Raw genomic sequence first — 26,734 nt, forward strand, 5'->3', positions numbered from 1 at the left:
AATCGTGATCCCGCTTATTCCTTAACAAAGTGTTAACAGCACCCGTTAGGGGCTCCGAACGGGCGGATTTGCTTGTGTAAATGGCAAAAATCCGCTTGAAGCAGGCCGAAACAAGCGATTCCGGTGAGAAACCCCATGGCAGGCGATAACGACAACTTGAACCCGCGCGCCGCGCGTGACCATGGCGGAGGGCTGGACGGGGCCATCGCCAGCTATGGCGGCACCCGCGCCGAATGGATGGACTTATCCACCGGAATCAACCCGCACCCTTATGAGGTTTCGGGCCTGACCCCCTCGGATTGGGCGGAACTGCCGGACCACGGCGCGTTCGAACGCCTGACCGAGGCCGCGCGTCAATTCTGGTCCATCCCGGAGGGGGCCGCGATCCTGCCCGCGCCTGGCGCATCGGCGGTGATTGCCCGCATCCCCGCGCTGGCGTCTCAGGGCCGGGTGCAGATCACGACGCCCACCTATAATGAACACGCCGCCGCCTTTGTCGCGCAGGGCTGGTCCGTACAGCCCGACACCCCGTCCGAGGCCCGCGTCATCGTACACCCCAACAACCCCGACGGGCGGATCTGGACCGAGGCAGACGCAAATGCTCCCCTGACCGTGATCGACGAGAGCTTTTGCGATGTCTGTCCCGAGGAAACGTTGACCCACTTGGCCAAGCGGCCTGGTGTTGTCGTGCTGAAGAGTTTCGGGAAATTCTGGGGCTTGGCCGGGTTGCGGCTAGGCTTCGCCATCGGTCAACCCGACCTGATCGCCCGACTGAACGATCTGACTGGCCCCTGGGCTGTGTCCGGCCCCGCCCTGCGGATCGGAACGCGCGCGCTGCAAGACGTCGAATGGGCCAATGCCACACGCCAGCGCCTGACCGCCGAGACCGCCCGACTGGACAATCTGATGGGCACCAAAGGCGCGACCCTTGTGGGCGGCACTACGCTGTTCCGCCTGTATGAAATTGACAGCGCCGCCGATTGGCAAGACCGACTGGCCCACGCCCATATCTGGAGCCGCGTCTTCCCCTACTCCAAAACCTACCTGCGGCTAGGCCTGCCCCCTGCGGATGGCTGGGAACGGTTAGAGGCCGCGTTGTGAGCACCACCTTTCTGCTGGTCTGCGCCATGTGCCTGGACGCCGCTTTGGGTGAGCCGGACTGGCTGTGGTCGCGGGTAAAACACCCGGCAGTGATGATGGGCAGTGCCATCGGCTGGCTGGACCGGCGCCTGAACCACGGGACACAGCGGCGTCTGAAAGGGGTTGCCATCGTGATCCTGCTGGTTTGCGGCGCGCTGATCCTTGGGCAGCTGCTGGCCCTGCTGGGGCCAGTGGTCGAGATCATCATCTGCGCCATACTGTTGGCCCAGAAATCTCTGGTGACCCATGTGCGGGATGTAGCCGACGGACTGCTCGCTTCGCTATCCGAAGGGCGCGCGAAGGTTGCCATGATCGTCTCACGCGACACACGCGACATGACCGAGGCGCAGGTGGCGCGGTCGGCGATAGAAAGTGCCGCAGAGAACCTCAGCGACGGGGTCATTGCGCCCGCCTTCTGGTTTCTGATCGCCGGTCTGCCGGGCCTGCTAATCTATAAGGCGATCAACACCGCCGACAGCATGATCGGCTACCGCACCGAAAAATACCGCGATTTCGGCTGGGCCGCCGCCCGTCTGGACGATGTGCTGAACCTCATTCCGGCCCGCCTGACCTGCGTGATGATCGTGGCGCTGTCGGGTCAATGGGCACGTTGGCCCGAGATGGTGTCGGATGCGCGCCGCCATATCTCACCCAATGCCGGATGGCCCGAAGCCGCGATGGCCCGCGCCCTTAACGTCGCACTTGCCGGCCCGCGCAGCTATGACGGGCAGATCCGCGATCTGGCCTGGGTTAACGGCAATGCTCCGCGCGAAATCGGCGCGCCGGAGGTTTTCCGCGCATGTGACATGCTGTGGAAGGTGTGGGGGCTTGCGCTTGGCTTCGTGTCGGTGTGGGTTGGGCTCAGCTTTACTTTCTGACGGAGCCACCATGCGCTTTCTCTCTGGCCTTGTTGCCGCCGCCCTGTTTGCCTCGCCCGCATTGGCCCAATGCGGTGGCGGGTTCAATTCCTTCGTTAAGGGGCTAAAGGCCGAGGCCGTCCAGCAGGGGTTCGACAAATCCACCGTCAACGCGTTTTTCAAAGGCGTGCAGCAGGACAACGCCGTTCTGAAAGCCGACCGCGCGCAGGGCGTGTTCCAGAAACCGTTCATCGACTTTTCCCGCCACCTGATCTCGCAAAACCGGATCGAGCGCGGCCAGGCCATGTCGCGCAAATACGACGCTGTGTTCAACCGGATCGAGGCCGAATACGGCGTCTCGCACGGGGTTCTTCTGGCTTTCTGGGCGTTCGAAACCGACTACGGCGCGTTTCAGGGCGATTTCAACACCCGCAACGCGCTGGTGACGCTGGCTCATGACTGCCGCCGCCCCGAGTTGTTCCGCCCGCAGGTGTTCGCCGCGATTGAGCTGTATCAACAGGGCAATTTCGACCCCGCCCGTACCACCGGCGCCTGGGCCGGAGAGATCGGCATGGTCCAGATGCTGCCGCGTGACATTATCGAAAACGGCGTAGATGCGGATGGCGATGGCAAGGTTTCGTTGAAGACCTCGGCCCCGGATGCGCTGATGTCGGGTGCCAAAATGCTGTCGCATCTGGGCTGGCAACCGGGCCAACCCTGGCTGCAAGAGGTCACGGTACCCGCCCAGATGGACTGGTCTCTCTCCGGCCCCGGTAAACCGCGCTCGGTGTCGGAATGGCAAGCGATGGGCATTCAGGCGCGCTACGGGTCGCTGGCCAACCTGCCCGCCTCGCTGATCCTGCCACAGGGGCACAACGGACCGGCCTTTCTCGCCTATCCCAATTTCGACGTCTATTTCGAATGGAACCAGAGCTTTGTCTACGTCCTGACCGCCGCCTATTTCGGCACAAGGCTTGAGGGCGCGCAGGTCTACAACGCGGGCAACCCGGCACAAGGGTTGTCGGGCGCGCAGATGAAGCAGTTGCAGAGCAACCTGCAGGCGCGTGGGCATGATGTGGGTAAAGTCGACGGCATTCTGGGGGCTGGAACACGGGCAGCGGTGCAGGCGGAACAGGCACGTTTGGGGCTGCCTGCGGATGCGTGGCCGACGGTGGAGTTGCTGAACAGTCTGTGAGGAGAAACCTGCCGCGAGCCTGAAGTTCCGATCGTTGCAGTTTGCAAAGGAATCAAGATGCGAAATGCGCCTCAGACTGAATTCAGGTAGCGATCAAACACTGCCACTGTTGTCTCGTGCCCATCGGCGAAAGCCCGAGCGGTCTCGCCCGCAAAGCAGACGCCCGAAATGTCACCTGAGCGGGCGTGAATATCTGCGCCTGCCAAAATAAGCGCTTCAACAGCCACCGGGTTCCACTCGGAAGCGGCCGTGATCAAAGGCGTCCATTTCAGGCGCTCTGATCGCTGCTCGATATCCGCACCCATAAGGACGCAGCGACTGATTACCTCTGCCAGCTCATTTGGATCAACGTCATCACACGCGCCAAACCCGAGACCGTGCAAAACATTAGTTTTTACCCCCAACCCGAGATTCGGATCGGCGCCACGATCCAACAGCAAACGCACGACATCCAGCGACACACCGAACATACAAGACATAGCTTTATAGAGCGCTGTCGTCTGAAATTCACCGTGGGGCGTATTAATCTCCCAGTTATCCAAAGCGGCGACCACAGCTGCAACATTCCCATCTGAAATGGCATCAAAAACCGGTGGGTCTGGCTCGTACTCGCTCATGGCCTGTTCAGCGAGCAGGTTAGCGAGTTCCTGATTGCTCGCTAGTTCGGTCAACAGGTCAAGTTGACTGGCAAGCTGCTTTAACTCCGGGATAGTTTCCCCAAACTCGGTAATTGCAACATCAAGCTCTTGCCGAAGGGACTCTGACTCTTCAGCTACGCCCGGCCCTTTGGTCGCCTGACTGATAAGGAAATCGGTAATTCGTTTTTGAAAATCATGCACATCCATAGGGCGCAGTGTAACTTTGACTATGTCAAAACTATGTTGCATCCGAAGACAATGTTCCACACCCTTCACCAAAACTGGCGTAAACCACCCCGAGATGCGCGGGTTTACTCCGGTCGCACCGGATACCGATCCCCTTTCTCGTCAATCAGGATCAACCTCTCACCACTGCGCACATACAAATCACACCGGCTAAAGCCGTTGCGATAGGCGATGCAGACGCTGCCGTCTTCAGCGATGCGATAAGAACCATAGGCCGTACCCCCGCCATTGGCTGCGGAATAGGTATAGGAATAGGCACCTCCCGTTGAGAAAGCGGCCTGACCGTCATCGTAGAAGGTGAACGTTTGGCCTGCCAGGGCATTCAACTCCTCGGAGGACAGGGGGACGTCTCCGGGTTTGGTGGGCCATTCGGCGGCGATGACCGGGCTGGCGGTCAACAGGGCAAGGATCAGAAATCGGGTCATACGGCCAGCTTACCCTGTGGGACTGCAAGGTCGTCATAACGTTGCGGTGAACAATCAGGCGACCATCTGCTCGGCTTTTTTTAGGTCGACCGAGACCAGTTGGCTGACGCCCTGCTCCTGCATGGTCACTCCAAACAGCCGATCCATCCGCGCCATCGTCACCGCGTGGTGGGTGATGATCAGGAACCGCGTGTCTGTCTGGCGGCACATCTCGTCCAGCAGGTCGCAGAACCGGGTCACGTTGGCGTCGTCAAGCGGCGCGTCGACCTCGTCCAGCACGCAGATCGGGGCCGGGTTGGCGAGGAAGACGCCAAAGATCAGCGCGGTCGCGGTCAGGGTCTGTTCACCGCCCGAGAGCAGGCTGAGGGTCGACAATTTCTTGCCCGGCGGCTGACACATGATCTCAAGGCCTGCGTCCAGCGGGTCGTCGCTTTCAACCATCACCAGATTGGCCTCGCCGCCGCCGAAGAGATGTTTGAACAGCATCGCAAAGTTTGAATTCACCTGTTCGAAGGCGGTCAGCAGACGTTCGCGCCCTTCACGGTTGAGGCTGGCGATGCCGCTGCGAAGGGCCTTGATCGCTTCTTCCAGATCGGCCTTTTCGGTGTTCAGCGTGTCGAATTCCTCCTGAACGTCCTTGCTGTCCTCTTCGGCCCGCAGGTTCACCGCACCCATTGCGTCGCGCTGACGCTTGTGGCGGTTGACTTCGGCCTCCAACGCATCGGCAGCGGGCATCTGATCCGGGTTAACGTCCAACTGGTTCAGCAGTTGGTTCGGGGTTAGTTGCTGATCCTCGGCGATCCGCTCAGCTGCCGCAGCTACGCTTTCCCGGGCCGCATCACAGCGCGCCTCGGCCGCCGCACGCGTTTCTCGCGCCTCAGACGCCAGACGTTCCGCCTCGCGCTCGGCCAGCACGATCTCACGTTGCTGGGTTTCGGCCTCTACCAGCTTGTCTGCAGCCTCGGCCCGGCGGACTTCGGCGGCTTCGATCAGCTCGTTCAGCTCTTCTCGCGCCTCGGCAATCTCGGCAGGGGCGGCCATGGCCTCGGACAGTTCCTCTTCCGAACTTTCCTTGCGTTCCGCCAGTTCGGATATCCGTTTCTCAGCCGTTTCCAGACGGTGTTTCCAGCCGCTAAGGTCTTTGGTCACCTCCTGCGTACGACGGGTGCGGGCCTCGCCCTCGCGGCGCAGCTCGTCATGGGTTGAACGGTGGGTCAGCATGGTGATCCGCGCCGCCTCGACCGTCTGTTTGATGTCCTCAACCTGCGCGCGTGCACTGTCGAGGTCACCCAGACCAGCCAGCGCGCCCTCGGCCTCGCGCAGTTGCGCGCGGGCGGACATGGCGTCTTCCTTGTGGCGGTCGACAGCGAGGGTCAGCGTCTCCAGCTTGCCCTGTGCCAGATTGCGATCCGCCTCAGCACGGCTCAGCTGACGAGCGGTTTCGGCCATGCGCTGATCGGCGGCGCGACGGGCCTCACGCGCGCGGCGGTCGGCTTCGGTCACGTCCGCCAGTTGTTGCGACAACGCCTCATGCGCAGCGCGGGCACCATCGGCCTGCGCCTCGGTTCGGGCCAGTTCCTGTTTCAGCGCTTCCAGTTTGTTGAGCTGCTCCAATCGCAAAGCCGCCGCACTGGGTGCATCCTCGGCCCAGGCACGGAACCCGTCCCAACGCCACAAGTCGCCTGAGCGCGATACCAGCCGCTGACCGGGCTTCAACGACGCCTGCAGCCGCGCGCCCAGATCCGCATCTACCAAGCCGATCTGCGCGATCCGGCGGCTGAGGCGATTCGGTCCCGAAACATGCAATGCCAGTGGCTCGACCCCGTCCGGCAGGGGCTGATCGGCGTCGTAGCCCGCAACCTGCACCCAACCCGAGGGGCCATCCCCTTCGACCAGTGGTGCGCGCAAATCATCGGCCAGAGCCGCGCCCAGAGCCTTTTCATAGCCCGGCTCAACACGCAGCAGGTCCAGCACTTGCCCGCCTTCAGCGGTGTCGCGTTCAACCAGCTTGGCCAGAGCGGTGGTTTCGGCGCGGATCGCACCCAGCTCACCTTCGGCTTCGGAGCGTTGCGCGCGGGCTTCGGCCTCACGCGCCTGGGTGTCGTTGCGCAACTCGTCCGCGGCAGCCAACGCCTCTTCGGCAGCTTCTGCGGCTTCGCGGGCCTCTTCTTCACCCTCTTGCGCCGCTTCGAATGCCTCACTGGCACGGGTCAGTGCGCCGCGTGCCTCGTCCACCGCAGCGCGCGCCTTTTCTTCTTCACCCTCGGACCGGGCCAACGTCTTGCGGCTGTCCTCGACCAGACGCTGTGCGGACTGGTGGCGCGCGACCAGCCGCGCCATGTCCTCGGTTTCCTGCGACAGATGATCTTCGCGGTTCTGCAACACCGCAGCCGCCTCGTGGGCGACCTCGGCGGCCTCGGCAACCTTGTCCTCGTGGCCCTCGGCGGCTTTGGCCAGTTCACGGGCTTCCCATTCCAAGCGCTCGATCATCTGACCCGCGTCGCGGTTCAGGCCGGTCTCGCGCTCGATGTCATGGGCCAGCTGCTGGATGCGGTTGGTCAGCGTTTCTATGGTCTGACGGGCGCGGGTTTCCTGATCGGACAGTTGATCGCGCTGCACCTGCTGGCGTTGCAGTACAGCGGCGGCAATGGCCTCTTCCTCGCGCAGCGGCGGCAGTGTCTCTTCGATCTCAGCGCGTTTCGAGGCAGCGGCGCGCGCCTCAGCCTCGGCGCGGGACGCCTCGGTGACGCGCTCGCGCAACTTTTCCTCAGCCTGCTGGCGGGCCATGTCGGCCTCTTTCCAACGGCGATAGAGCAACATGCCTTCGGCCTGACGCAGCTGCTCGCCAATCTCACGATAGCGCGCGGCCTGACGCGCCTGACGGGCAAGCTGCGCTAATTGCCCGCCCAGCTGCTCCAGCACGTCATCCACACGGGTAAGGTTGGACTCGGTGCCCTTCAGTTTCAGCTCAGCCTCATGGCGCCGCTGATACAGGCCCGAGATGCCGGCGGCCTCTTCCAGAATACGGCGGCGGGCGCGAGGCTTTGCGTTGATCAGTTCGGCAATACGGTTCTGCCCCACCAGCGCGGGCGAATGCGCCCCGGTTGAAGCATCGGCGAACAGCATCTGCACATCGCGTGCACGCACGTCCTTGCCATTGGTTTTGTAGGCACTGCCAACGTCGCGCGTGATACGGCGCACGATCTCAAGCTGATCGTTGTCGTTGAAGCCCGAAGGCGCCAGACGCTCCGAGTTGTCCATGGTCAGGACAACTTCGGCAAAGTTGCGGGCCGGGCGTGTCGCCGCCCCGGCAAAGATCACATCTTCCATCGCACCGCCTCGCATGGACTTGGGGCGGTTTTCCCCCATCACCCAGCGCAACGCTTCCAGAAGGTTGGACTTGCCGCAGCCGTTCGGACCCACCACACCGGTCAACCCATCCGCGATGATCAGATCGGTCGGATCGACAAAGCTTTTGAAGCCGGTGAGTTTGAGTTTGCTAAAGCGCAAAGGCAGCGGGTCCCATGATTCCTACGTCTTTGAAGTCTGCGCAAGGGATTGGGGGTGAGTCAACGGACTTGCGCAGGATATGGGATATCGACCCGACTTATCCACAATATCTTGCCGAAATGCGCAGGAAAACGCGTATATCAATACGGCGTGCACTCAAATACCGGATAGCCGTTTCCGTTGCCAATGCTTTCATAGATGCCGTAGTCGACGCATTCGTAATTCGGGGTCGACACGGCCGTTAGCAGCAAGCGCTCCCCGGCCTCGCGGTCGCAGCCCAGTACGCCCACGGTCACCGCCGCATCGCCCAGCACATCCAGAATTGGACAGCCCGAGACCTTCGCCATGGCCAGCCCTGCACGGTCTCGGATCGGCCCCAGACGCGGGGCGTATTGGGTGTTGACCCGTACAGCCTCGGCCAACTCCCCGCGCACGCGCACGTCGAAAACACTGCCGTTCACCGCGATCCGGCTGGCCGGCATATCGCGAAAGTAAGGCGTGCCGGCCGAACAGGCGGCCAGCACGAGGAGGGAAAGATACCGGATCATGCGCACAGCTTTGCCGCAATATGGTTAACAGAACCTTTCCCGGTTCAGGCGCGCAACACTTCCCCCAGCCTTCGGATGCCCTCGCGGATCGTACCCTCATCCGAGTTCGAGAAACTCAGCCGGAGTGTGTTGGCCCCGGACCCGTCCGGAAAGAACGCCTGACCGGGGACGAACGCCACCTTGACGGTTTCAAGCGCCCGCGCCAGCATGTCAGCCCCAACCATGCCCTTGGGCAGGGTCACCCAGATGAACATGCCGCCCTCGGGCTTGGTCCACTCGACCCCATCCGGCATGTGCTGTTGCAACGCAGCCAACATCGCGTCACGACGCGCACCGTAGACGCGGCGCAACATCGGGATATGCGTGTCAAAGCACGCCCGCGCCACGTCATTGATGGCCATCTGATTGATCGTCGCCGAATGCAGATCGGCGGCCTGTTTCATCAGCACTAGTTGCGAGATCACCGGTTTGGCCGCCACGACCCACCCGACACGCAATCCCGGGGAGAGAGTCTTGGAGAAGCTGCCGCAATAGATCGTCCGGCAGTTTTCAATCGCCCCCTTCTGAGCCAGTTCCAGCGCCAGAACCGGCGGGATCGCCTCTCCGTCATAGCGCAGGGCCTGATAGGCGCCGTCTTCGATGACAGCACAGTTCAGGTCCTCAGCCAGATCCAGCAGGGTTTCGCGCCCACGCAGGTCCACGGTCTCTCCGGTCGGGTTGGCGAAGTCCGGCGAGAGATAGGCGAACTTCACCGCCCCCTCGCCCGCCGCCGCCCTGTATTCCGCAGCGCCGCGGTTGCCGTTGATACTGAGCTGATCAAAACGCGGCTCATAGGCGTTGAAAGCCGCAAGCGCGCCCAGATAGGTGGGCCAGCCAACCAGTGCGGTATCACCCGGCGACAGGTAGAGCTTGCCCAGATAGTCTAGCGCCTGTTGCGAACCCGAGGTGATCAGAATGTTGTCGAGCCCGCAGTCGATACCGATCTGACGCATGTGATCGACCAGCCATTCGCGCAGCGGCACATAGCCTTCGCTGACGGAATATTGCAGTGCCTGCGCCTGGCTTTCAGGACCCAACGCATTCTTGAACGCCATCGCAAAGCCATCCGCCGGGAACAGCGCCGGATCGGGAATACCACCGGCAAAAGAAATGATCCCCGGTTGGTCCAGCAGCTTGAGCAATTCGCGAATCTCGGACGCCTTCATTCGCGACGCCCGCGTGGCAAACAGGTCTTTCGTCGACATCGGTCTCCTCCTTAATGCCCAGCAGCCTAGGTATCATACCATTAAAGTCAATAGTTCTGACCTATTGTAGCAAAACAGGTGATCAGCTTTCCTTGAACCGCCCCCGAATACGTGGTCATATGATTTGACCAATTTCGGAACACCCCATGCCCTTTCAGAAAATCCAGCCCGAAAAGCTGTCCATCGCGGTGGTAAAACAAATCGAGATGCTGATCCTGCGCGGCATCCTGCGGCCCGGCGAACGGCTTCCGGCGGAACGTGAACTGGCAGAGCGGCTGGGCGTGTCCCGGCCCTCGCTGCGCGAGGCGATCTCGAACCTGCAGGATCAGGGTCTGCTGACCGCCAAAGCCGGATCAGGCATCTATGTGGCCGAGGTTCTGGGATCGGCCTTTTCCCCAGCGCTGGTCCGGTTGTTCGGCAGCCACGAAGAGGCGGTATTCGATTATCTGTCGTTTCGTAAGGACCTTGAAGGCCTGGCTGCCGAACGCGCCGCGCGGCTAGGCTCGGACAGCGATCTGAAGGTCGTGCAGGCGATCTTCGACAAGATGCAGGCCGCTCACGAACGCAACGCCAGCGAGGATGAGGCACAGCTGGACGCCCAATTCCACATGGCCATCATCGAGGCCAGCCATAACGTGGTAATGCTGCACATGATGCGGTCGATGTATGAGTTGCTACAACAGGGCGTATTCTACAACCGTCAGATCATGTTCCAGCAGCAAACCACCCGCGGGGCTATTCTGGACCAGCATCGCGCCATCAATACGGCCCTGCAGGCGCGCGAACCCGAGGGCGCGCGCGACGCAATTCACCAACATCTCAGCTATGTCCGGCGGTGTATGGAAGACCACCTGGAAGCCCAGCGCAACGAAGCCATTGCACGCCAACGGCTGCAACACGAGACAGGCCAGACCTGATGTTCGTCGGGCCTACTATGAAAACTTGTTTGTTTTTATCGTGATAGCTGCGTCATCGGAGCATACGCTGAGTTTTTCGACCGATGGCTGAGCCGATTACCGTCACATCAGGCACCCTGCCCGATCCTATCGGTCGGTCTTTGTGCCCCTCGCGACAACCTTTGATTTCCGTTGGACCCAAACAAGTCCGCTTGACCTAGCGCCAACTAGACTCCGTGCAACTTGCGCCTGACACTGTGCTTCCATAGGTGCAGGCGCTTGATCGGTTTTGGGTCCGCGGAGCTAATTTCTGGAAAATTCTCTTCGGCCTCGGCGCGGGTGCGCAATTCGACAGGCGTGTCGAGAATGGACTTAATAAGCAAATCAGCGCTGCTCTCCATTTGCCGGTCGCGCTGTATCACCTTCAACATCTCCGCATGATAAAAATCTATGTCTTCGGATCGCTGGCCCTTGCGAAAACGGAAGGCACCAATTCGCGCATGAACCGGCACCAGCTCGGCATGGCGTGAGAAACGCACCCACAATTCTCCGTCCACCGCAAGTTTTTGCGTTTCGTCAAACGTGCTACCTGCAGCCTCCCAAAGGCTGCGCCGCCAGTAGGTCGATTCTTGTTGAATCCACTGATAGTCCCCAGCCAGCAATCGCGGTCGGGACACATGTGTAGGCCGGTGTGCACAAATGACGTTATCTTCTTCGTCAATGCAGGTAAGGCGCCCGGTGATCCACTCGAGTTTCTTGTTCAGCGCAAACAAAGAACCAACAATCGACAGTCCCTCTGGAACCAGAACATCGTCGGAATTAATCCACCCCATCACCTCGCCGCGCGAAAGTGCGAACCCTTTGTTCAAGGCGTTGGCCTGACCGGTATCCGGTTCCGAAATGATATGAGAGAACGCGTCACGGTAACGCTCGACAATCTCCATAGAACCGTCGGTGCTACCGCCGTCCGCCATTATCAAATCAAGCTTCGGGTAGTTTTGGTCCAAAACAGACCTGATGGTACGTTCTAAAAAATCAGCACAGTTTAGATTTGGAATTATGATACTGATTACAGGAAGGTCAGCCATGAATATCTCGATTAATTAAACTCTGCCCCAAATAGACTTGCGGGCAGCCAGCTTCTTCTCAGGTAACCGCAATTCGCTTCGCAGGCAACGACGATCGCCCATCAGATCGCTAAAGTTGCGCAAGAATGCTCCCCAAAAAAGCGCAACCCGGCAGAATTCCGCCGGGTTGCATAAAAGTCAGTCTGATTAAAGCTTAGTGCAGCTTTTCGCCTACATCGGCAATCGCCGCATCGATCAGCTTGTTCGCCTGCGTCGCCGTCATCTGCTTAGCCAGAACCGCGTTAGCTGCCGAAACAGCAACGGTGATGGCCTGATCACGGACTTCCTTCACAGCCGAAGCCTCGGCCGATGCGATCTGATCCTGTGCAGCCGCCAGGCGGCGTGCGATGGATTTTTCCAGATCGGCCTTGGCCTGTTCCGCAGCCAGAGCGGCGTCGTCTTTCGCAGCAGCCACGATGGCATCCGCCTGCGTCTGCACTTCACGCTGCTTGCGCTCGTACGAAGCCAGCAGGCTGCGCGCTTCTTCGTGCAGGGCGCGGGCTTCGTCCAGTTCGGACTTGATGCCAGCGGCACGGTTGTCCAGCGCACCACCGATCAAGCCCGGGACCTTGAAGTAGAACAGGACCGCGATGAAAACGATGAAGCCCAGAAGGACCACAAAGTCGGTGTTGCCAAGCGAGAAGAACGGGCCGCTTGCGGCAAATGCCGGGCTGGCTGCGCCGACGGTCAGGATAAGAGCAAGAGTGTTCCGCATGTCACTTATCCTTTCATCTGCGTGTCAACTGCACTGTCGATGGCCGAGGCATCCGCCTCGCCGCCCAGTGCGGTAACCAGTTCAGCCGCCGTGTCCTTGGCAACCACTTGAATGCTTTCCAGCGCACCGGCACGGATTTCGGCAATTGCCTTTTCCGATTCAGCCGCCTTTGCAGCGATTTCCGCGTCCGCCTTGGCAATCGCGTCATCCAGACCAGCCTGGATTTCAGCACGGGCTTCGGCAGCGATTCGCTGCGCTTCGGCACGGGCATCGGCCAGCGCCTTGTTATAGGCCTCTTCGGCCTCGACCGCCTTGGCCTTCAGATCTTCGGCCGCAGCCAGGTCATTTGTAATGGTCCCCTGACGCTCAGCCAGGATTGCCGCGATGCGGGGCAGAGCCACGCGGGACAGGACCAGAAAGATGACGACCAGCGTAATGACCAGCCAGAAAATCTGGTTGGGGAACCAATCGAAGCAGAGCTGCGGCATCCCGATGGCCGAACCACCGGCATCGACGCACGAGCCTACTACTTCTTCGCTAATGGGTTCAGTCGCCATGATGTCCTCCGTCGGAACGTTGTCTTTACAACAGGTGGGCCGCTATGGCTTGGGCCCACCTGCGCGTAAGGATCAGGTTCCGCAGATTAGACGGCGAACATCAGCAGCAGCGAGACCAGAAATGCGAAGATGCCCAGCGCTTCTGCGAATGCGATACCGATGAAGAGGGTTGCGGTCTGCGAAGCAGCCGCCGAAGGGTTGCGCAGAGCGCCGGCCAGGAAGTTGCCTGCAACGTTGCCCACCCCGATTGCGGCTGCGCCGGAACCGATTGCTGCCAGGCCTGCGCCGATGTGTGCGAGATCGCCTTCCATGATGTATCTCCTTACGAATTGGAAGTTTCGATGTTGGGGTATCAGACCTTAGTGCGAAGGATGCAGCGCATCTTTCAGGTAAACACAGGTCAGAATGGTGAATACGTAGGCCTGGATGAAGGCCACCAGGACCTCAAGACCATAGATTGCGGTGATCGCCAGAACGGACACGGGCGAGATCACGGCAACCGCGGCAAAGCCCGCGAACACCTTGATCACCGCGTGGCCCGCCATGACGTTACCGGCAAGACGAATGGAGTGGCTGACCGGGCGTACGAAGTACGAGATCAGCTCGATGATCGCCAGGATGGGGCGCAGCGCCAGCGGCGCGCTGGAAACCCAGAACAGGCCCAGGAAACCGGCGCCGTTCTTGACAAAACCCAGAACGGTCACGGTCAGGAACACCGCCAGAGCCAGCGGAATAGTGACCGCAAAGTGCGATGTAGTGGTGAACGAAGTCGGGATCAGGCCCAGGAAGTTCGCGGTGACGATGAACATGAACAAGGTCATGACATAGGGGAAGAACTTGACGCCTTCCTTGCCGCAGATGTCTTCCAGCATCTTGTAGATGAAGCCGTAGGTCAGTTCCGCGATCGACTGCATGCGGCTGGGTACGATTGCGCGCTTGGACGTGGGCAGAACCAGCAGAGCAGCCACAGCCAGTACCGCGAAGAACAGCCACAAGGTCACGTTGGTGACCGTGAACATGCCGACCGCTCCGTCGCCAAACAGCGGCTTAACGATGAACTGGTCCATCGGGTGGAATACCAGGCTGCTGCCTTCTGCTGCGGTGGTCTCAGTTGCCACGTTCAGTCCCTCTCGTCCTTCTCGGCCGCATCTGCCGCCGTTTGTTTCTCTTGGACCTCTTTCGCGCTGCGGAGCATAACCTTCACGCCCGCGACAAGGCCCAGCAATGTGAACAGCACCAGAAAGATCGGGATCGTCCCGAGCAGGCTGTCCAGCCCGTATCCGATGCCAAATCCGATCCCCAGACCGGATACCATTTCGATGACCATTCTCCAGGCAAGCTCGCCGCCCGAGACGTCAGCGTCCGCGCGAGGTTTGGGCTCTTTCGCCTTTTTCGCCGCCTCGATCTTAGCCTCCAGCTGCGCCATACGCTGCTTTTGGTCGTCATCGGTCACGGACGTTTTCCTCGCTCAGTCTTGGGCACGGTGCTAAGGGGCGAAGGGCGCAGAGTCAACGACGTTGAGCGCTCGAATTGCCGCAGCTTAATTCATTGTTTTAAATTGATTTTTCACCTGACGCCACGCAAACCAAAACCGCCTGCCCATTCCCGTTCCGTTCAAATGCATTGAATCCGCATATTCAACCAATTGGTTGACCAAACCCGGTCGCTGTGGTTCAGCGGAGGCATGTCAAACGATCTCGACACCGTATTCGCGGCCCTTGCCGACCCCACGCGCCGCGCCATCCTAGCGATGCTGCTTGAGGATGACATGGCCGTGACCGATGTCGCCGAACCGTTCGAGATGTCGCTTGCCGCGATCTCGAAACATCTGGTCATCCTGACCAAGGCAGGGCTGATCAGTCAGGAAAAGCGCGGTCGGGTGAAATGGTGCAAGCTGGAACCCGACGCCTTGCGTACGGCGTCGGTGTGGATGCAGGGGTTCGGGCAGTTCGAACCGGTCAATCTGGATGCGTTTGAACGATTTCTGGAAGCCGAACTGCCCGCAGCCGACGATCCCTAAATCTAGCGCACGACGAATACCGATACTTTCGCATGATTGGCCAGATACCCGGCGTGGCTTGAAAAGATATAGTCGGTGATCCGCGGCGCATGGGTGCCCACAACAATCAGGTCGGCTCCGATTTCCTCGGCAGCGCGGGCCAAGTCTCCATCGACCTCGGCCGCGACATCGACCGAGTGGATGTTTAGGTATGCGACTTCCGTCCCGCTGTTCGTGGCAAGCTGTTCAGCGAAGGCGCGCAGATCGTCGTTGATTGTGGCATCCGTCTGAACCGGATCACCGGGTTGGGTGCCGGTCACGCTGACAACAGTGATCTTGGCGCCCTGCCACTTGGCAACCTCGGCCGCAACATCGGCCGCTTTGCGAACTTCCGGCGGAAGATGCAGGTCAACGGGGAACATGATGTGAGTGTACATGGCGAATTCCTCCTTGCCCTCAAGCATAGGGATATTCGCATGTATCGACCTTGATCTGCCTCAACGGGCGGCTTGCGCCGAATGCTGGCTATCCTTCCTGACTGTTTTCAACGCCGGTGATGACGCCGAACGGGTCCGACAGACACAACCACGGTGCCTGCGCGCCAACAACAGACAGCGTGGTTACTGACCCCGTAGGCTCGGTCTTGGTGGAAGACGCAGATACGTCCTCGGGCCGCACCCCGGTTTCGGCTGAGACAAGCGCCTCGCAACTGCCTTGCAGATCTGCTTCTGAAACTGCGGTGCTCGGTCCGGGTTGAGTACAGGCAGCCAATCCTGCCGCTGTGATCAGAAAGAATGCCGGTCTCGTCATCTCGTGCCCGTGTGTTGCCTGTATCCGACGCTGGCACAATTTGAGGGGAAAGCAAGCTTCATTCAGGCATCGGGGTCGTTGTGCGGCGCTGTTCTTCGGTTTTCAGCAGCAGAACAAGCGCAACGACGGTCAGAATTGCACCCACAACAACCAACAGCGGAGGCGGCTGCTGACCCAGCCCGATTTCCCACAGGATCACCCAGCTGGGGGTCAGGTAGGTATAGGCCATCACCTTGGCCGAAGGCAGCCGCAACGTCGCAAACTGCACCAGAACAAAGCTAACTGCGGTGGCAAAGATCGACAGGTAAAGCAGCCCCACCCAGACGATCAGAGGCAGGTTGATCCAATCGGTCGCGCGGATGTCGGACCAGCCGTAGAGCGTGGGCAAAATACAGCCCGCAACCATAGTGCCAAAACTGAACACCACCGCCGGTTCGCCCCTGTTCAGCTTGCGCACCATCGGCGTATAGATCGCATGCGCGATACAACCCCAGAAATAGATAATCTCGCCGCCACCGATCTGGAACGCGGTGAATGCCTGCCAGTCCGCACGGAAAATAACCCAGAGCGCCCCCACGGCACCCACGGTCAGGGCCAAGGCCATCCGGGGCGTCGTGATCTGCCGCAACAACACCCACCCGGCCACCGCCGACATCACCGGGGTCAGCGTGAACACGGCGGCTGCACTGACCGGGGGTGCGGTTTTCAGACCATGGAACATCAGGACGAAATAAGTGGCAAACAACCCGCCCAGCACCAGATAGCGCCACGGCGCCTGCGCTGCGCTGCGTGGCAGGCCAGTGGTCATCAGCGCCGTAGTGCCAATCACGACCGAGGCGATCAGGAAGCGCGCCGCCGTAAGGGCTTCGGGTGCGATCTCGTTAGCTACGAGCGAGCCCAGCGAAAAACTACCCGCCACCAGGGCCGAAAAAACAAGCATGGCCAGATGGCCCTGTGCCTGAGGGCTCACGCCAACCAGCCTTTGGATTGATCCTTCAGGTATGTCAAAAAGCTCTGAACCTTGGTTGTGCGGTGCAGATCCACATGGGTCACCAGCCATAGGTTCCCGAACCATTCCGGCAGCGGATCGATCACCTCGATCAGATCGGGATCCCGGCTTGCCTCCCAACGGGCCATAAACCCGATCCCGGCACCGGACAGAACCGCCTCGCGAATGCAGAAGTTGTTGGTGCAGCGAAAGGTGATGTTTTCGGCAGGAACCGTCGCACGCAACCACCGCGAAAACGGAGCGCGGCTGTTTTCGTCGTCGGTGCTGACGAAATAGTGGTTGGCGAAATCCTCTACGCCTGCGGGCTTACCGTGGCGCTTCACATAGCCCTTGCTGGCAAACAGGCCGATTTCCTGGGTGACAAAGGGCTGTACCACATTGTCCGGCTGGTCCGGGGCCGACCCTGCGCGAATGGCCACGTGTGCCTCGCCATATTCCAGGCGGAACAGGCGGTCTCCGGTCAGGTAGCGTACGATCAGACCCGGATGCAGACGCTGAAACTCGCTGAGCACCGGCACCACCAGCGGCGCCAGTGAGGACAGAGACGTCACGACCAGTTCACCCGAGACATCATCGCCACGTCCCTTCATCCGCCCGACCAGTTGGTTGAACTGATCCTCGGTCGCCTGTGCCACGCGCAGCAGGTCATTTCCGGCCTCGGTGGGCGTATAGCCGCGCGCGTGGCGCTGGAACAGCTTGGTTCCCAACCGCGCCTCAATCGCGTCGATGTGGCGGATCACCGTTGCATGGTGAACGCCTAAAACTTCGGCCGCGCCGCTGACGGTACCCATGCGGGCCACCTGATAGGCGGTTCTCACTTCGTCCCAATTGTCCACGGCATCACCACTACTGTGCAATTTCCAACATCAACTGTTGATGTATCCGAGTTTTGTTCACGCACGCAACATCCATATTGGGCGCAGACGAGAATTCCCTATCCAAAAAGGATCAAGTGAAATGACCAAGACCATCCTGCATATCGACGCTTCGGCCCGCCGCGATGGGTCTGCGACCCGTGACCTGTCCGACCGCATCGTCAAGCATCTGGGTGCCGCGCGCATCATCCGTCGTGATCTGGCCAGCCCCCTGCCCCTGCTGACCGAAGACTGGATCAATGCCAATTTCACCCCCGCCGATCAGCGGGACGAGACCCAGCGCGATCAGCTGGCGCTGTCGGATACGCTGGTGAACGAACTGCAAGAGGCGGACACCATCGTCGTCGGCCTGCCGATCTACAACTTCTCGGTGCCTGCCGCGTTCAAGGCATGGATCGATCTGGTAGCCCGCGTCGGCCTGACCTTTAGTTACACTGAAAACGGCCCCAAAGGCCTGCTGGAGGGCAAACGCGCGGTTCTCGCCATCGCTTCGGGCGGTACCGCTGTCGGGTCCGAGGTCGATTTCGCCACCAACTATGCCAAACATGTGCTGGGCTTTATAGGAATTCACGATGTGGACGTTGTTGCCGCCGACCAGATGGCTCTGGATGCAGAAACAACGCTGGCCAGGGCGCAGAAAGCCGTTTTGGAACTGGCGGCCTGATTACCTGCACCTTTAGTACCCTCCGCGCCCGGCCTGCCTTTGCAATGGCTGGGCGCACTTGTTCTAAGGCTTAGGTTCAGGGCAGCCAGGTCACCTCACACCCGATCCGGTCGAAGAACGCCATCAGATCGGTCCGCGCCATCGCAACAGTACGATCATTGACTAGCGGGTGCATGTAGATGACATCGGCCTGCTGCGCCGCACCATCCATGAAGAACCGCACGTTGTTCTGCACCCCGTTGATCATCGCCAGCGGGCTGACCGCTCCCGGCCGGATACCAAGGTTTTGCAGCAGCCGGTCCGCCGAGCCGAAGGACAGGTTGCCCACGCCTAGCTCCGCCCCCAGCGCCTTGAGGTCAATCTCGCGGCTTTGCTCCAGCGTCACCAGATAGTTCCGCTTTTTCTTGTCCCGCAGGTACAGGTTCTTCAGGCGCAAAGCGTTTTCATCCGGCACCATGAACTGATCTTCAACCGACTTCGAATCTTCGACCGTGCGCAGCGGCACATGGGTATGCAGACGATAGGCCAGCCGCCAATCGTCCAATTGCGCCAAAAGCGCATCGGAACTGAGCGGCAGTGTGTCCTGAAAAGCGGATGATGCGTCCATGGGTTCCTCCTGTTTGGCGCGCTCATCGCGCAACATGAGCGGAGATTCAAGCCACGACAGACCCTGAATTCAGTGCTAGCGTGCCGCCATGAAGATCACGCGCAATACCCCGGAACAATTGATCCTGTCCAACACACCCTGGCTGACTGGCATCATGCTGGTCATCTTCATCCTTGCCTTTGTCGGTGCTGGGCTGTTCATGGTCAGCGAAGGCGGCGAGGGTATCTTGTTCGGCATTTTCTTTGCCCTGGTTGGTGGCGGTCTGGGCTTTGGTGCTTTCTGCGTATTTGTCCGCCGCGTTCAGGTCATATTGGATCGACCCAGCAACAGCATCCTGATCCGCCGCAAAACCGTCTTTGGCTATGGCACCGTAGAGCATGTGCTTTCAAACCTGTCCCATGCCGAGGTGGAAGCCACCACTTCATCCCGCGACAAGACCACGTCTAAGATGCACCGTCCCGTTCTGATCCTGGAAAAGGGAATGAGTGCAGGCCGACACCCGATTATCGAAGCCTATGTCAGCGGGCGCGGCGCGCAGCGAATGGTCGATGCGGTCAACGAATGGCTTCCGGCGCGCAAGGTTGACTCTGACAGCCAATCGGCCTAAAGCCCCTCCCAAACATCCGGAAGCGTATGATCTTCCGGTCCCTTGAGTCGTTAAGGGATCGCCCCCCACCAGCGAGTTTCGCCCGTGGGGGCAATTGTGCATTTAACCGGCGTTTCCTACCTAGGAAGTGCCACCAGATAACCGGCTAAGGAGGCCGAAGGCATGTTTGAAAATCTATCCGAACGCCTTTCCGGCGTCTTTGACCGGCTGACCAAACAGGGTGCTCTGTCCGAAGAAGACGTCAAGACCGCCCTTCGCGAAGTGCGCGTGGCCCTGCTTGAGGCCGACGTCTCGCTGCCGGTGGCGCGTGAATTCGTCAAGAAGGTGCAGGAACAGGCGACCGGTCAGGCCGTCACCAAGTCAATCACGCCCGGCCAGCAGGTCGTCAAGATCGTGCATGACGCGCTGGTCGATACCCTGCGTGGCGAGGAAGACCCCGGCAAGCTGAAAATCGACAACCCGCCCGCCCCGATCCTGATGGTCGGTCTGCAGGGCTCGGGTAAGACCACCACCACCGGCAAGCTCGCCAAACGCCTGAAAGAGAAAGAGGGCAAGAAGGTCCTGATGGCCTCGCTCGACGTCTATCGCCCGGCGGCGATGGATCAGCTTGCGGTTCTGGGCACACAAGTCGGCGTGGACACTCTGCCCATCGTTCCCGGCCAGAAACCGGTCGACATCGCCAAGCGTGCCAAGCAACAGGCGACGCTGGGCGGCTACGACGTCTACATGCTGGATACCGCGGGCCGTTTGCACATCGACGAAGTCCTGATGGACGAGGTCGAGCAGGTCCGCAACGCGGTTGACCCGCGTGAAACCCTGCTGGTGGTCGACGGCCTGACCGGTCAGGTCGCCGTGGAAGTGGCCGAAGAGTTCGACGCCAAGGTCGGCATCTCGGGCGTGGTTCTGACCCGGATGGACGGTGATGGCCGCGGTGGCGCGGCGCTGTCGATGCGCGCGGTCACCGGCAAGCCCATTCGCTTTGTTGGCCTGGGCGAAAAGATGGATGCGCTCGAAACCTTCGAGCCGGACCGGATCGCCGGTCGTATTCTGGGCATGGGCGACATCGTTGCCCTGGTCGAAAAGGCCCAGGAAACAATGGAGATGGAACAGACCGAGCGCATGATGAAGCGCATGGTCAAAGGTCAGTTCAACATGAACGACCTGAAAATGCAGCTGGAACAGATGATCCAGATGGGTGGTATGCAGGGCATGATGGGCATGATGCCGGGCATGGGCAAAATGGCCAAGCAGATGGATCAGGCCGGTCTGGACGACAAGATCCTGCGCCAGCAGATAGCCATGATCCAATCCATGACCAAACGCGAACGCGCCAACCCTCAGCTGCTGCAAGCCAGCCGCAAGAAGCGGATTGCAGCGGGTTCCGGGATGGAGGTCAGCGACCTCAACAAGCTGCTCAAGATGCACCGGCAAATGTCGGACATGATGAAAAAGATGGGCAAGATGGGCAAAGGCAAGATGCTGAAACAAGCCATGAAAGGCATGTTCGGCAAGGGCGGCCCAAGCCCCGAGGAAATGGCTGCGGGCATGGACCCCAAGGCGCTGGAACAGGCGGCCAAGGCGATGGGCGGCAAGATGCCCGGGATGCCTGGCATGGGCGGCGGCATGGCCCTGCCTCCGGGTCTCAGCGGGTTTGGCAAGAAAAAGTAAATGACCGCCATCGCCCAACATATCCCCCGGCTTGAGACCGAGCGCCTGATCCTGCGCGCGCCGTCTGTCGCCGATCTTGACGCCGAGGCCGAGTTTTTCGCCTCGGACGCCGCCAAATATGTTGGCGGCCCGCTGCGTCGGGATGAGACATGGCGGTCCATCGCCATGCTGCTGGGACATTGGGCCATTCGCGGCTTTGGTTTTTGGGGCGTCGAGGAAAAAGAGACCGGCATCTATGTCGGTCGTGTCGGCCTGTGGTTCCCCGAAGGCTGGCCCGAGCCCGAGGTCGGTTGGACCCTGATGAGCAATGCCACCGGCAAAGGCTACGCGACCGAAGCCGCCTTGGCCGCGCGCACCCACGCTTATGACATTCTGGGCTGGGAAACCGCGATCTCGCTGATCGACCCGGACAACGACGCCAGCAAAGCCGTTGCCAAACGGTTGGGCGCCCAGCTCGACTATCATTATGAGCACCCGAAATTCGGCAACACCGAAATCTGGCGCCACCCCGCGCCAGAGGATCTGGTGAATGGCGGGATGGAGGCCTACGCATGACCTACACCGCTTTGACCTCCGAAAGGACCGGCCAATGACCAACCCCGTGACGCGGGCAGCCACGCTGTTGAAAGAACACCGCGAAAGTATCGACCGGCTGGACGCGATCCTCGTCTATACGCTGGGCGAGCGGTTCAAACACACGCAGGCCGTTGGCAAGCTCAAGGCCGAACACGACCTTCCCCCGTCCGATCCCTCGCGCGAAGCCGCGCAGATCGCACGGTTAGAAGACCTGGCAATACAGGCCAATCTGGACCCTGATTTCGCCAAGGCTTTCCTGAATTTCATCATTCAGGAAGTCATCCGACACCACCGGAAACATCAGGAATAATCATCCGTTTCCACGAATACCAAGAATAACCGGGCAATTCCCGGTCACGCCATCCAAAGGAGATACCACCATGGCAATGAAAATTCGTCTCGCCCGCGGCGGCTCGAAAAAACGTCCCTTCTACCGCATCGTAGCTGCTGACAGCCGCATGCCCCGCGACGGCCGTTTCATCGAGAAACTGGGCACCTACAACCCGCTGCTGCCGAAAGACAGCGAAGAGCGCGTGAAAATGAACATGGAGCGCGTTCAGTACTGGCTGGACCAGGGCGCACAGCCCACCGACCGTATCGCACGTATGCTGGAAGCAGCCGGCACTCGCGAAAAGGCCGAGCGTAACAACCCCAACAAGGGTACCCCGGGCAAGAAAGCTCAGGAGCGTGCGGAAGAGAAAGCAGCAAAGGCCGCTGAAGCTGCCGAAGCTGCTGCTGCACCTGCAGAAGAGTAAGAAGGCGAGCGCGTGCAGGATCAAACTTTCACCGACGATTTTCGCACGCAGTTCGATCTGTTGATGCGGCTCCGGCGCGATGTGCGCCGGTTCCGCACAGATCCCGTGGACGAGGCAATGCTGACGCGTTGCCTCGACGCATTTCGCCTGGCCCCTTCGGTGGGGCTGAGCGAACCCTGGCGCGTGATCCGCGTCGAAAGTGAAGCCGCGCGAGCGGCGGCACTGAAGAATTTCCAGGCTGCCAATGCCGAGTCACTGGCCGGGTATTCCGGCGAGAAGGCGCAAATCTACAGCGGTCTAAAGCTGTCGGGGATGCAGGAAGCCCCAGTGCAACTGGCTGTGTTCTGCGACGATGCCACCGACAAGGGGCAAGGTCTGGGCGCGGGTACGATGCCCGAGGCGCGGCGCTATTCCGTCGTTTCGGCAATCACGCTGTTCTGGCTGGCCCTGCGAACACACGGGCTGGGCTTGGGCTGGGTGTCCATTCTGGACCCCGACAAGATGACCCGTGACCTGAACGTTCCGGATGGCTGGCGCCTGATCGGATACTTCTGCGTCGGCTGGCCGGAAGAGCTGTTGGACTCGCCCGAGCTGGAACGCGTCGGCTGGGAATCCCGCTACGACACACTGCCGATCGAGGTACGATAGGCAGATGTTCGGGCTGATACGGCTTCCCATCCTGTTGCTGATCGCATTTATTGTCGGCGTGTTTTTTGAACGTAGTAACCAACGCGAGGCCTGTGCATCGCGGGGCGACTGGCAAGATGGTCTATGTGTGACGGTGGACAAGCCAAATGAGTGATCTGATCTGCGTGGGCAGCGTTGCGGGGTCGTATGGTGTGCGCGGCGAAGTGCGCCTGAAAAGCTATTGCGCGGTCCCTGAAGATATCGAAGCGTATTCTCCTCTGACGGATGAGACCGGCGCCCAGCGGTATCCACTGGTTCTGACTCGCTCGATCAAGAACGGGTTCGCCGCACGGCTGGGCGGGGTCGAGACAAAGGAAGAGGCCGACGCGCTGAAAGGCCTGCGCCTGTTTGCGCGGCGTGATCAGCTGCCGTCCCTGCCGGATGACGAATTCTACCACACCGACCTGATCGGGCTTGAGGTCTATGATACAGGCGGTACCCTGTTGGGCCGGGTCAAGTCGGTGCAGAACCACGGCGCTGCCGACCTTCTGGAACTGCACGGGCCGGGTCTGAAAGCAACCGTTCTGCTACCCTTCACGCTCGAGGCCGTGCCGACAGTCGATCTGGACAAGGGTCGCATCATCGCCGATCCACCCGAAGGGCTGATCTGATGCGCCGCATCCTGCTGCACCTGGGCCTGCACAAGACAGGAACCACGGCGGCACAGTCTTTCCTCTATGACAATCGCGAACTGATCTGGCCGCATTTCGCACTTGTGCTACCCTATCGTACCCGCAAGTCCGGCCTGTCGCGGGCGGCCACCAACCACTCGGTCTATGGCACCGTCGGCACGCTATCCGAATTTGGCACACAGGTTCGCGATTTTTTGGACTCGATCGATTTTGGCGACAAACGTGGCCTGATCGTCAGCGAAGAAAACTTCGCCGGGTTGCGCCCCAGCCGAAATATCGAAAACGGCTATGCAGCAGCGCCCGAGCTTGCGGCATGTCTGGTGGATGCCATCCGCCATAGCTTCTCCGGGCAAGAGGTCGAGATCACGATCTACCTGTCGCTGCGCCAACGCGGCGGGTGGCTGCGCAGCCTTTGGGCGCATGATCTGGAGCGCATTCGCCAGGTCCATGATTTTGAAGACTTTCGATCAAATCTGGATCACCTGCCACCGTTGCAGGACACGGTGGATCAGATCCGGGACCGGCTGCCTTCGGTCACCGTTACGGCCGATTGGCTTGAAGAACTGCAATTGCGCCGCTATGGCCCCGGCGCCCCACTTGCCGAGTATCTGGACCTGCCGCGCGACAAGGCCAAGCTGCTGGTGCAGCCCTCCAAGGCCAACAGCCGCCTGCCCGAGGATGTTCTGGCAGAGTTGCTGGACCTGAACCGCTCGCGTCTGGATGAGGCAGCTCTGATCGAGCAGAAAAAAGCAATAATTGAACGCGCGAAAGGCGCGCTAATCGGCACGACATGACAGACAAGCCCAGTAAATCCCACGGTCGCAAGGCGATCCGCCCGACACTGAAACCGCGTGAACTGATGACCCCCACGCCGGACCTGCATGGTGTGTGGAAGGCCAAGATTATCACCCTGTTCCCCTCGGCCTTTCCCGGCGTGCTGGGCGAAAGCCTGACCGGAAAAGCCCTCCAAGAGGGGCTGTGGCAGCTGGAAACTGTCGATTTGCGCCAGTTCGGCATCGGCAAGCACCGCAATGTGGATGACACGCCCGCTGGCGGCGGCGCGGGGATGGTGCTGCGCGCCGATGTTCTGGGTGAGGCAATCGAACATACAATGGCAGGCATTCGCGGCAACTGGCCTCTGATCTATCTCAGCCCCCGTGGGCGCCGGATGGACCAGCGCATGATGCAGAACCTGGCACGCTGCGACGGCATGACCCTGCTGTGCGGCCGTTTCGAAGGTGTCGACGAACGCGTGCTGGAGCATTACGGCGTGCAAGAAGTCAGTTTGGGTGATTTTGTCATGACCGGCGGCGAGATCGCCGCGCAGGCCCTGATCGACGCGACGGTGCGGCTGATCCCCGGCGTGCTGGGCAATCAGGCCTCAGCCGAGGAAGAGAGCTTTTCCTCGGGCCTGCTGGAGCATCCGCAATACACCCGCCCCGCCGAATGGAAGGGCCGCCCGATCCCGGATATCCTGATGTCCGGCCACCATGGGCGCATTGCCAAGTGGCGGCACGAGATGTCGGAACAGATCACCCAGGAACGGCGCCCCGATCTGTGGGAGAGCTACCGCAAAGCGCGGGACTAACCGCCCGCCTTCCAGCGCGCCCATGTCTCGGGGTGGCCGTTGAACGTGTTGATATCCACTTTGCCCTGCACGCCCGGCACCAGCCCGGTGCCGGTATATTGCCAGAACCGCCAGGACGCTTGGGGGTAGACTTTGTGTGGATGCCCGGCGACGGACCGCAGCCAAAATTCGGTTCCGCGCAAACGACCGATATCGGTATCTGCATGGAAATCCACGGTCGTGTAGACAATCGGGCGGCGTCCATAGTGACGTTCCAGAATGTCGAGGAACCGTTTGGTCTCGGCCCGAACGGTGGCGCCATCCGGGCGCAACCTGCAGGTGCGGGAATGTGGGGTCCACTCCATGTCCAGCACGTGCGGTAGGTCAGACCCCTTGGGGACGTTCTTGATGAACCACCGCGCTTGTTCATGCGCGGGGCGGCAGAAATAGTAATAGTGGTACGCTCCCCACGGCACCCCTGCGGCCTGCGCGCCGCGCCGGTGGTCGTCAAACATGGGGTCGGCCACGTCGCCGCCCTCGGTCGCTTTGATGAACACGAAACTGACGCCCGACGCCTTGGCCCTGCGCCAGTCGATCGGCCCTTGCCAGCGCGACACATCCAGCCCGTGTACCGGATAGTGACCGGGATGCCGCCCGTCCCAGTCATGCGGGTCGGCATCACCAAAGGCCGGGTAGATGACCGATGGTGAGGTTGTACTCAGAAAAGCTTTGGCCTCGACCTGTTGGGGCGGAGGGGTGCTGCGACCGCAGGACAGGGTCGCCGTGGCCAGAACGGCCAGCATCAACGCTATGCGCATCGTCTGTTCCTGTTTCAAATTTCTGCTCGTATAATTCCCTCCAGAATGCCTGATCGACCTCACAAGGCAACGGGGTATTTTGCGGACGGCGAAATCCCACCGTCTAGCTATGAAAATATGGCGATTTTGGCTTGATCCCTGCCCGCAAACCTCGTAAAGCAGCGCAATCCGGTGCCGCAACTGCGCGACTCCGGTGTTTTGGTTTGCACAATGGCGCAACGCCGGGCTTTCTTCAGCCGCAGCGTGTCAGGGCGGACCGGACCAAAGGAACATTCGATCTGACCTCTGGCGGGCTGTACGCAGGACCCGGTGAAGACCAAGAGCTCTCAGGCCGTGCTCAACTTCGTGGACCAACCACGAGC

Annotated in this window: 33 protein-coding genes; 16 read left to right on the forward strand and 17 right to left on the reverse strand. The window is 60.5% G+C overall.

The features are described 5' to 3' along the window. The first annotated feature begins 135 nt into the window (after window positions 1-135). Genes ACR0KW_RS08305 through ACR0KW_RS08315 form a run of 3 tightly spaced genes read left to right on the forward strand, consistent with a single transcriptional unit; the run spans window position 136 to window position 3,192 of the window. Window positions 136-1,101, forward strand: coding sequence for a threonine-phosphate decarboxylase (locus ACR0KW_RS08305; protein ID WP_480804561.1), 966 nt, complete (start codon window positions 136-138; stop codon window positions 1,099-1,101). After that, on the forward strand, window positions 1,098-2,018 hold the full coding sequence (cbiB, locus tag ACR0KW_RS08310) for an adenosylcobinamide-phosphate synthase CbiB (RefSeq protein WP_480804562.1): 921 nt from the start codon (window positions 1,098-1,100) through the stop codon (window positions 2,016-2,018). The genes ACR0KW_RS08305 and cbiB overlap by 4 nt, the downstream gene beginning before the upstream one ends. Before the next feature lie 10 nt (window positions 2,019-2,028). Beyond that, window positions 2,029-3,192 carry a lytic murein transglycosylase gene (locus ACR0KW_RS08315; RefSeq protein WP_480804563.1) on the forward strand — a complete coding sequence of 388 codons (1,164 nt, stop codon included), beginning with the start codon at window positions 2,029-2,031 and terminating at the stop codon, window positions 3,190-3,192. 71 nt (window positions 3,193-3,263) lie between these two features. On the opposite strand, the gene ACR0KW_RS08320 is transcribed toward ACR0KW_RS08315, so the two are convergent. The 5 genes from ACR0KW_RS08320 to ACR0KW_RS08340 form a co-directional block, all read right to left on the reverse strand. Further along, complete coding sequence (locus ACR0KW_RS08320) at window positions 3,264-4,079, reverse strand: ankyrin repeat domain-containing protein (RefSeq protein ID WP_480804564.1); 816 nt, start codon at window positions 4,077-4,079, stop codon at window positions 3,264-3,266. 62 nt (window positions 4,080-4,141) lie between these two features. Then, window positions 4,142-4,501 (reverse strand): hypothetical protein, encoded by a 360-nt coding sequence (locus tag ACR0KW_RS08325; protein ID WP_480804565.1) that lies wholly within the window; start codon window positions 4,499-4,501, stop codon window positions 4,142-4,144. Between the two features lie 54 nt (window positions 4,502-4,555). Further along, a complete protein-coding gene (locus ACR0KW_RS08330) occupies window positions 4,556-8,011 on the reverse strand; it encodes a chromosome segregation SMC family protein (protein WP_480804566.1) in 3,456 nt (1,151 codons plus the stop codon). A 140-nt stretch (window positions 8,012-8,151) separates the two neighbouring features. Continuing rightward, window positions 8,152-8,559 (reverse strand): hypothetical protein, encoded by a 408-nt coding sequence (locus ACR0KW_RS08335; protein ID WP_480804567.1) that lies wholly within the window; start codon window positions 8,557-8,559, stop codon window positions 8,152-8,154. A gap of 44 nt (window positions 8,560-8,603) precedes the next feature. Continuing rightward, on the reverse strand, window positions 8,604-9,803 hold the full coding sequence (locus ACR0KW_RS08340) for an aminotransferase-like domain-containing protein (RefSeq protein WP_480804568.1): 1,200 nt from the start codon (window positions 9,801-9,803) through the stop codon (window positions 8,604-8,606). Window positions 9,804-9,949: 146 nt separating this feature from the next. Here ACR0KW_RS08340 and ACR0KW_RS08345 point away from each other — a divergent pair, with 146 nt between their 5' ends. Beyond that, window positions 9,950-10,720 carry an FCD domain-containing protein gene (locus ACR0KW_RS08345; RefSeq protein ID WP_480804569.1) on the forward strand — a complete coding sequence of 257 codons (771 nt, stop codon included), beginning with the start codon at window positions 9,950-9,952 and terminating at the stop codon, window positions 10,718-10,720. A 206-nt stretch (window positions 10,721-10,926) separates the two neighbouring features. On the opposite strand, the gene ACR0KW_RS08350 is transcribed toward ACR0KW_RS08345, so the two are convergent. From ACR0KW_RS08350 to ACR0KW_RS08375, 6 genes are all read right to left on the reverse strand, one after another. Next, window positions 10,927-11,787 carry a glycosyltransferase family 2 protein gene (locus ACR0KW_RS08350; RefSeq protein WP_480804570.1) on the reverse strand — a complete coding sequence of 287 codons (861 nt, stop codon included), beginning with the start codon at window positions 11,785-11,787 and terminating at the stop codon, window positions 10,927-10,929. A 193-nt stretch (window positions 11,788-11,980) separates the two neighbouring features. Next, window positions 11,981-12,541 carry a F0F1 ATP synthase subunit B gene (locus tag ACR0KW_RS08355; protein WP_170328349.1) on the reverse strand — a complete coding sequence of 187 codons (561 nt, stop codon included), beginning with the start codon at window positions 12,539-12,541 and terminating at the stop codon, window positions 11,981-11,983. 5 nt (window positions 12,542-12,546) lie between these two features. Continuing rightward, window positions 12,547-13,098, reverse strand: a complete 552-nt coding sequence (locus ACR0KW_RS08360; RefSeq protein ID WP_480804571.1) for a F0F1 ATP synthase subunit B' — start codon at window positions 13,096-13,098, stop codon at window positions 12,547-12,549. An 86-nt stretch (window positions 13,099-13,184) separates the two neighbouring features. Continuing rightward, on the reverse strand, window positions 13,185-13,409 hold the full coding sequence (locus tag ACR0KW_RS08365) for a F0F1 ATP synthase subunit C (RefSeq protein ID WP_005981269.1): 225 nt from the start codon (window positions 13,407-13,409) through the stop codon (window positions 13,185-13,187). 48 nt (window positions 13,410-13,457) lie between these two features. Beyond that, window positions 13,458-14,216, reverse strand: coding sequence for a F0F1 ATP synthase subunit A (locus tag ACR0KW_RS08370; protein ID WP_480804572.1), 759 nt, complete (start codon window positions 14,214-14,216; stop codon window positions 13,458-13,460). A 2-nt stretch (window positions 14,217-14,218) separates the two neighbouring features. Next, complete coding sequence (locus tag ACR0KW_RS08375; protein WP_170547203.1) at window positions 14,219-14,551, reverse strand: AtpZ/AtpI family protein; 333 nt, start codon at window positions 14,549-14,551, stop codon at window positions 14,219-14,221. 231 nt (window positions 14,552-14,782) lie between these two features. On the opposite strand from ACR0KW_RS08375, the gene ACR0KW_RS08380 reads away from it, so the two are divergent. Next, on the forward strand, window positions 14,783-15,118 hold the full coding sequence (locus ACR0KW_RS08380; protein ID WP_170328353.1) for an ArsR/SmtB family transcription factor: 336 nt from the start codon (window positions 14,783-14,785) through the stop codon (window positions 15,116-15,118). Window positions 15,119-15,120: 2 nt separating this feature from the next. Here ACR0KW_RS08380 and ACR0KW_RS08385 read toward each other — a convergent pair whose 3' ends face one another. From ACR0KW_RS08385 to ACR0KW_RS08400, 4 genes are all read right to left on the reverse strand, one after another. Next, a complete protein-coding gene (locus tag ACR0KW_RS08385) occupies window positions 15,121-15,534 on the reverse strand; it encodes a universal stress protein (protein WP_170328354.1) in 414 nt (137 codons plus the stop codon). A gap of 88 nt (window positions 15,535-15,622) precedes the next feature. After that, window positions 15,623-15,907, reverse strand: a complete 285-nt coding sequence (locus tag ACR0KW_RS08390; protein WP_480804573.1) for a hypothetical protein — start codon at window positions 15,905-15,907, stop codon at window positions 15,623-15,625. A 58-nt stretch (window positions 15,908-15,965) separates the two neighbouring features. Then, window positions 15,966-16,877, reverse strand: coding sequence for a DMT family transporter (locus ACR0KW_RS08395; protein WP_480804574.1), 912 nt, complete (start codon window positions 16,875-16,877; stop codon window positions 15,966-15,968). Continuing rightward, window positions 16,874-17,752: a LysR family transcriptional regulator gene (locus tag ACR0KW_RS08400; protein WP_480804575.1), complete on the reverse strand. Its 879-nt coding sequence runs from the start codon at window positions 17,750-17,752 to the stop codon at window positions 16,874-16,876. Before ACR0KW_RS08400 ends, ACR0KW_RS08395 begins: the two co-directional genes overlap by 4 nt. Before the next feature lie 121 nt (window positions 17,753-17,873). Between ACR0KW_RS08400 and ACR0KW_RS08405 the strand changes: the two genes are divergently transcribed. Further along, the gene (locus ACR0KW_RS08405; protein WP_480804576.1) at window positions 17,874-18,455 is read left to right on the forward strand and encodes an FMN-dependent NADH-azoreductase; all 582 of its coding nucleotides are present in this window, start codon (window positions 17,874-17,876) and stop codon (window positions 18,453-18,455) included. Between the two features lie 76 nt (window positions 18,456-18,531). Here the strand turns inward: ACR0KW_RS08405 and ACR0KW_RS08410 are convergent, their stop codons facing one another. Further along, a complete protein-coding gene (locus tag ACR0KW_RS08410; protein ID WP_480804577.1) occupies window positions 18,532-19,062 on the reverse strand; it encodes a prolyl-tRNA synthetase associated domain-containing protein in 531 nt (176 codons plus the stop codon). A gap of 88 nt (window positions 19,063-19,150) precedes the next feature. On the opposite strand from ACR0KW_RS08410, the gene ACR0KW_RS08415 reads away from it, so the two are divergent. The 10 genes from ACR0KW_RS08415 (at window position 19,151) to trmD (ending at window position 25,575) form a co-directional block, all read left to right on the forward strand. Continuing rightward, window positions 19,151-19,669 (forward strand): hypothetical protein, encoded by a 519-nt coding sequence (locus tag ACR0KW_RS08415; RefSeq protein ID WP_480804578.1) that lies wholly within the window; start codon window positions 19,151-19,153, stop codon window positions 19,667-19,669. A gap of 162 nt (window positions 19,670-19,831) precedes the next feature. Further along, a complete protein-coding gene (gene ffh, locus ACR0KW_RS08420) occupies window positions 19,832-21,337 on the forward strand; it encodes a signal recognition particle protein (RefSeq protein WP_480526205.1) in 1,506 nt (501 codons plus the stop codon). Next, window positions 21,338-21,892 carry a GNAT family N-acetyltransferase gene (locus tag ACR0KW_RS08425; RefSeq protein WP_480804579.1) on the forward strand — a complete coding sequence of 185 codons (555 nt, stop codon included), beginning with the start codon at window positions 21,338-21,340 and terminating at the stop codon, window positions 21,890-21,892. A gap of 34 nt (window positions 21,893-21,926) precedes the next feature. Next, on the forward strand, window positions 21,927-22,223 hold the full coding sequence (locus tag ACR0KW_RS08430; RefSeq protein WP_170328361.1) for a chorismate mutase: 297 nt from the start codon (window positions 21,927-21,929) through the stop codon (window positions 22,221-22,223). A 70-nt stretch (window positions 22,224-22,293) separates the two neighbouring features. Continuing rightward, the gene (gene rpsP / locus ACR0KW_RS08435; RefSeq protein WP_480804580.1) at window positions 22,294-22,668 is read left to right on the forward strand and encodes a 30S ribosomal protein S16; all 375 of its coding nucleotides are present in this window, start codon (window positions 22,294-22,296) and stop codon (window positions 22,666-22,668) included. Window positions 22,669-22,680: 12 nt separating this feature from the next. Continuing rightward, on the forward strand, window positions 22,681-23,316 hold the full coding sequence (gene bluB / locus ACR0KW_RS08440) for a 5,6-dimethylbenzimidazole synthase (RefSeq protein ID WP_480804581.1): 636 nt from the start codon (window positions 22,681-22,683) through the stop codon (window positions 23,314-23,316). Window positions 23,317-23,320: 4 nt separating this feature from the next. Then, window positions 23,321-23,470, forward strand: a complete 150-nt coding sequence (locus ACR0KW_RS08445) for a hypothetical protein (protein WP_480804582.1) — start codon at window positions 23,321-23,323, stop codon at window positions 23,468-23,470. After that, window positions 23,463-23,966: a ribosome maturation factor RimM gene (gene rimM / locus ACR0KW_RS08450; protein ID WP_480804583.1), complete on the forward strand. Its 504-nt coding sequence runs from the start codon at window positions 23,463-23,465 to the stop codon at window positions 23,964-23,966. The genes ACR0KW_RS08445 and rimM overlap by 8 nt, the downstream gene beginning before the upstream one ends. Continuing rightward, a complete protein-coding gene (locus ACR0KW_RS08455; protein ID WP_480804584.1) occupies window positions 23,966-24,781 on the forward strand; it encodes a hypothetical protein in 816 nt (271 codons plus the stop codon). Before rimM ends, ACR0KW_RS08455 begins: the two co-directional genes overlap by 1 nt. Further along, window positions 24,778-25,575: a tRNA (guanosine(37)-N1)-methyltransferase TrmD gene (gene trmD, locus ACR0KW_RS08460; protein ID WP_480804585.1), complete on the forward strand. Its 798-nt coding sequence runs from the start codon at window positions 24,778-24,780 to the stop codon at window positions 25,573-25,575. Before ACR0KW_RS08455 ends, trmD begins: the two co-directional genes overlap by 4 nt. Here the strand turns inward: trmD and ACR0KW_RS08465 are convergent. Further along, window positions 25,572-26,372, reverse strand: coding sequence for a glycoside hydrolase family 25 protein (locus tag ACR0KW_RS08465; protein WP_480804586.1), 801 nt, complete (start codon window positions 26,370-26,372; stop codon window positions 25,572-25,574). The two genes, trmD and ACR0KW_RS08465, sit on opposite strands and share 4 nt — an antisense overlap. Between the last annotated feature and the right edge of the window lie 362 nt (window positions 26,373-26,734).

The sequence above is a fragment of the Ruegeria sp. CG11 genome, assembly GCF_056537245.1.

Coding starts and splice junctions, on each gene's coding strand:
- ACR0KW_RS08305 (WP_480804561.1), top strand. CDS start 136: ATGGCAGGCGATAACGACAACTTGAACCCGCGCGCCGCGCGTGACCAT.
- ACR0KW_RS08315 (WP_480804563.1), top strand. CDS start 2,029: ATGCGCTTTCTCTCTGGCCTTGTTGCCGCCGCCCTGTTTGCCTCGCCC.
- ACR0KW_RS08320 (WP_480804564.1), bottom strand. CDS start 4,079: ATGCAACATAGTTTTGACATAGTCAAAGTTACACTGCGCCCTATGGAT.
- ACR0KW_RS08325 (WP_480804565.1), bottom strand. CDS start 4,501: ATGACCCGATTTCTGATCCTTGCCCTGTTGACCGCCAGCCCGGTCATC.
- ACR0KW_RS08335 (WP_480804567.1), bottom strand. CDS start 8,559: ATGATCCGGTATCTTTCCCTCCTCGTGCTGGCCGCCTGTTCGGCCGGC.
- ACR0KW_RS08340 (WP_480804568.1), bottom strand. CDS start 9,803: ATGTCGACGAAAGACCTGTTTGCCACGCGGGCGTCGCGAATGAAGGCG.
- ACR0KW_RS08345 (WP_480804569.1), top strand. CDS start 9,950: ATGCCCTTTCAGAAAATCCAGCCCGAAAAGCTGTCCATCGCGGTGGTA.
- ACR0KW_RS08350 (WP_480804570.1), bottom strand. CDS start 11,787: ATGGCTGACCTTCCTGTAATCAGTATCATAATTCCAAATCTAAACTGT.
- ACR0KW_RS08355 (WP_170328349.1), bottom strand. CDS start 12,541: ATGCGGAACACTCTTGCTCTTATCCTGACCGTCGGCGCAGCCAGCCCG.
- ACR0KW_RS08360 (WP_480804571.1), bottom strand. CDS start 13,098: ATGGCGACTGAACCCATTAGCGAAGAAGTAGTAGGCTCGTGCGTCGAT.
- ACR0KW_RS08365 (WP_005981269.1), bottom strand. CDS start 13,409: ATGGAAGGCGATCTCGCACACATCGGCGCAGGCCTGGCAGCAATCGGT.
- ACR0KW_RS08380 (WP_170328353.1), top strand. CDS start 14,783: ATGTCAAACGATCTCGACACCGTATTCGCGGCCCTTGCCGACCCCACG.
- ACR0KW_RS08385 (WP_170328354.1), bottom strand. CDS start 15,534: ATGTACACTCACATCATGTTCCCCGTTGACCTGCATCTTCCGCCGGAA.
- ACR0KW_RS08390 (WP_480804573.1), bottom strand. CDS start 15,907: ATGACGAGACCGGCATTCTTTCTGATCACAGCGGCAGGATTGGCTGCC.
- ACR0KW_RS08405 (WP_480804576.1), top strand. CDS start 17,874: ATGACCAAGACCATCCTGCATATCGACGCTTCGGCCCGCCGCGATGGG.
- ACR0KW_RS08410 (WP_480804577.1), bottom strand. CDS start 19,062: ATGGACGCATCATCCGCTTTTCAGGACACACTGCCGCTCAGTTCCGAT.
- ACR0KW_RS08415 (WP_480804578.1), top strand. CDS start 19,151: ATGAAGATCACGCGCAATACCCCGGAACAATTGATCCTGTCCAACACA.
- ffh (WP_480526205.1), top strand. CDS start 19,832: ATGTTTGAAAATCTATCCGAACGCCTTTCCGGCGTCTTTGACCGGCTG.
- ACR0KW_RS08425 (WP_480804579.1), top strand. CDS start 21,338: ATGACCGCCATCGCCCAACATATCCCCCGGCTTGAGACCGAGCGCCTG.
- ACR0KW_RS08430 (WP_170328361.1), top strand. CDS start 21,927: ATGACCAACCCCGTGACGCGGGCAGCCACGCTGTTGAAAGAACACCGC.
- rpsP (WP_480804580.1), top strand. CDS start 22,294: ATGGCAATGAAAATTCGTCTCGCCCGCGGCGGCTCGAAAAAACGTCCC.
- ACR0KW_RS08445 (WP_480804582.1), top strand. CDS start 23,321: ATGTTCGGGCTGATACGGCTTCCCATCCTGTTGCTGATCGCATTTATT.
- rimM (WP_480804583.1), top strand. CDS start 23,463: ATGAGTGATCTGATCTGCGTGGGCAGCGTTGCGGGGTCGTATGGTGTG.
- ACR0KW_RS08455 (WP_480804584.1), top strand. CDS start 23,966: ATGCGCCGCATCCTGCTGCACCTGGGCCTGCACAAGACAGGAACCACG.
- trmD (WP_480804585.1), top strand. CDS start 24,778: ATGACAGACAAGCCCAGTAAATCCCACGGTCGCAAGGCGATCCGCCCG.
- ACR0KW_RS08465 (WP_480804586.1), bottom strand. CDS start 26,372: ATGCGCATAGCGTTGATGCTGGCCGTTCTGGCCACGGCGACCCTGTCC.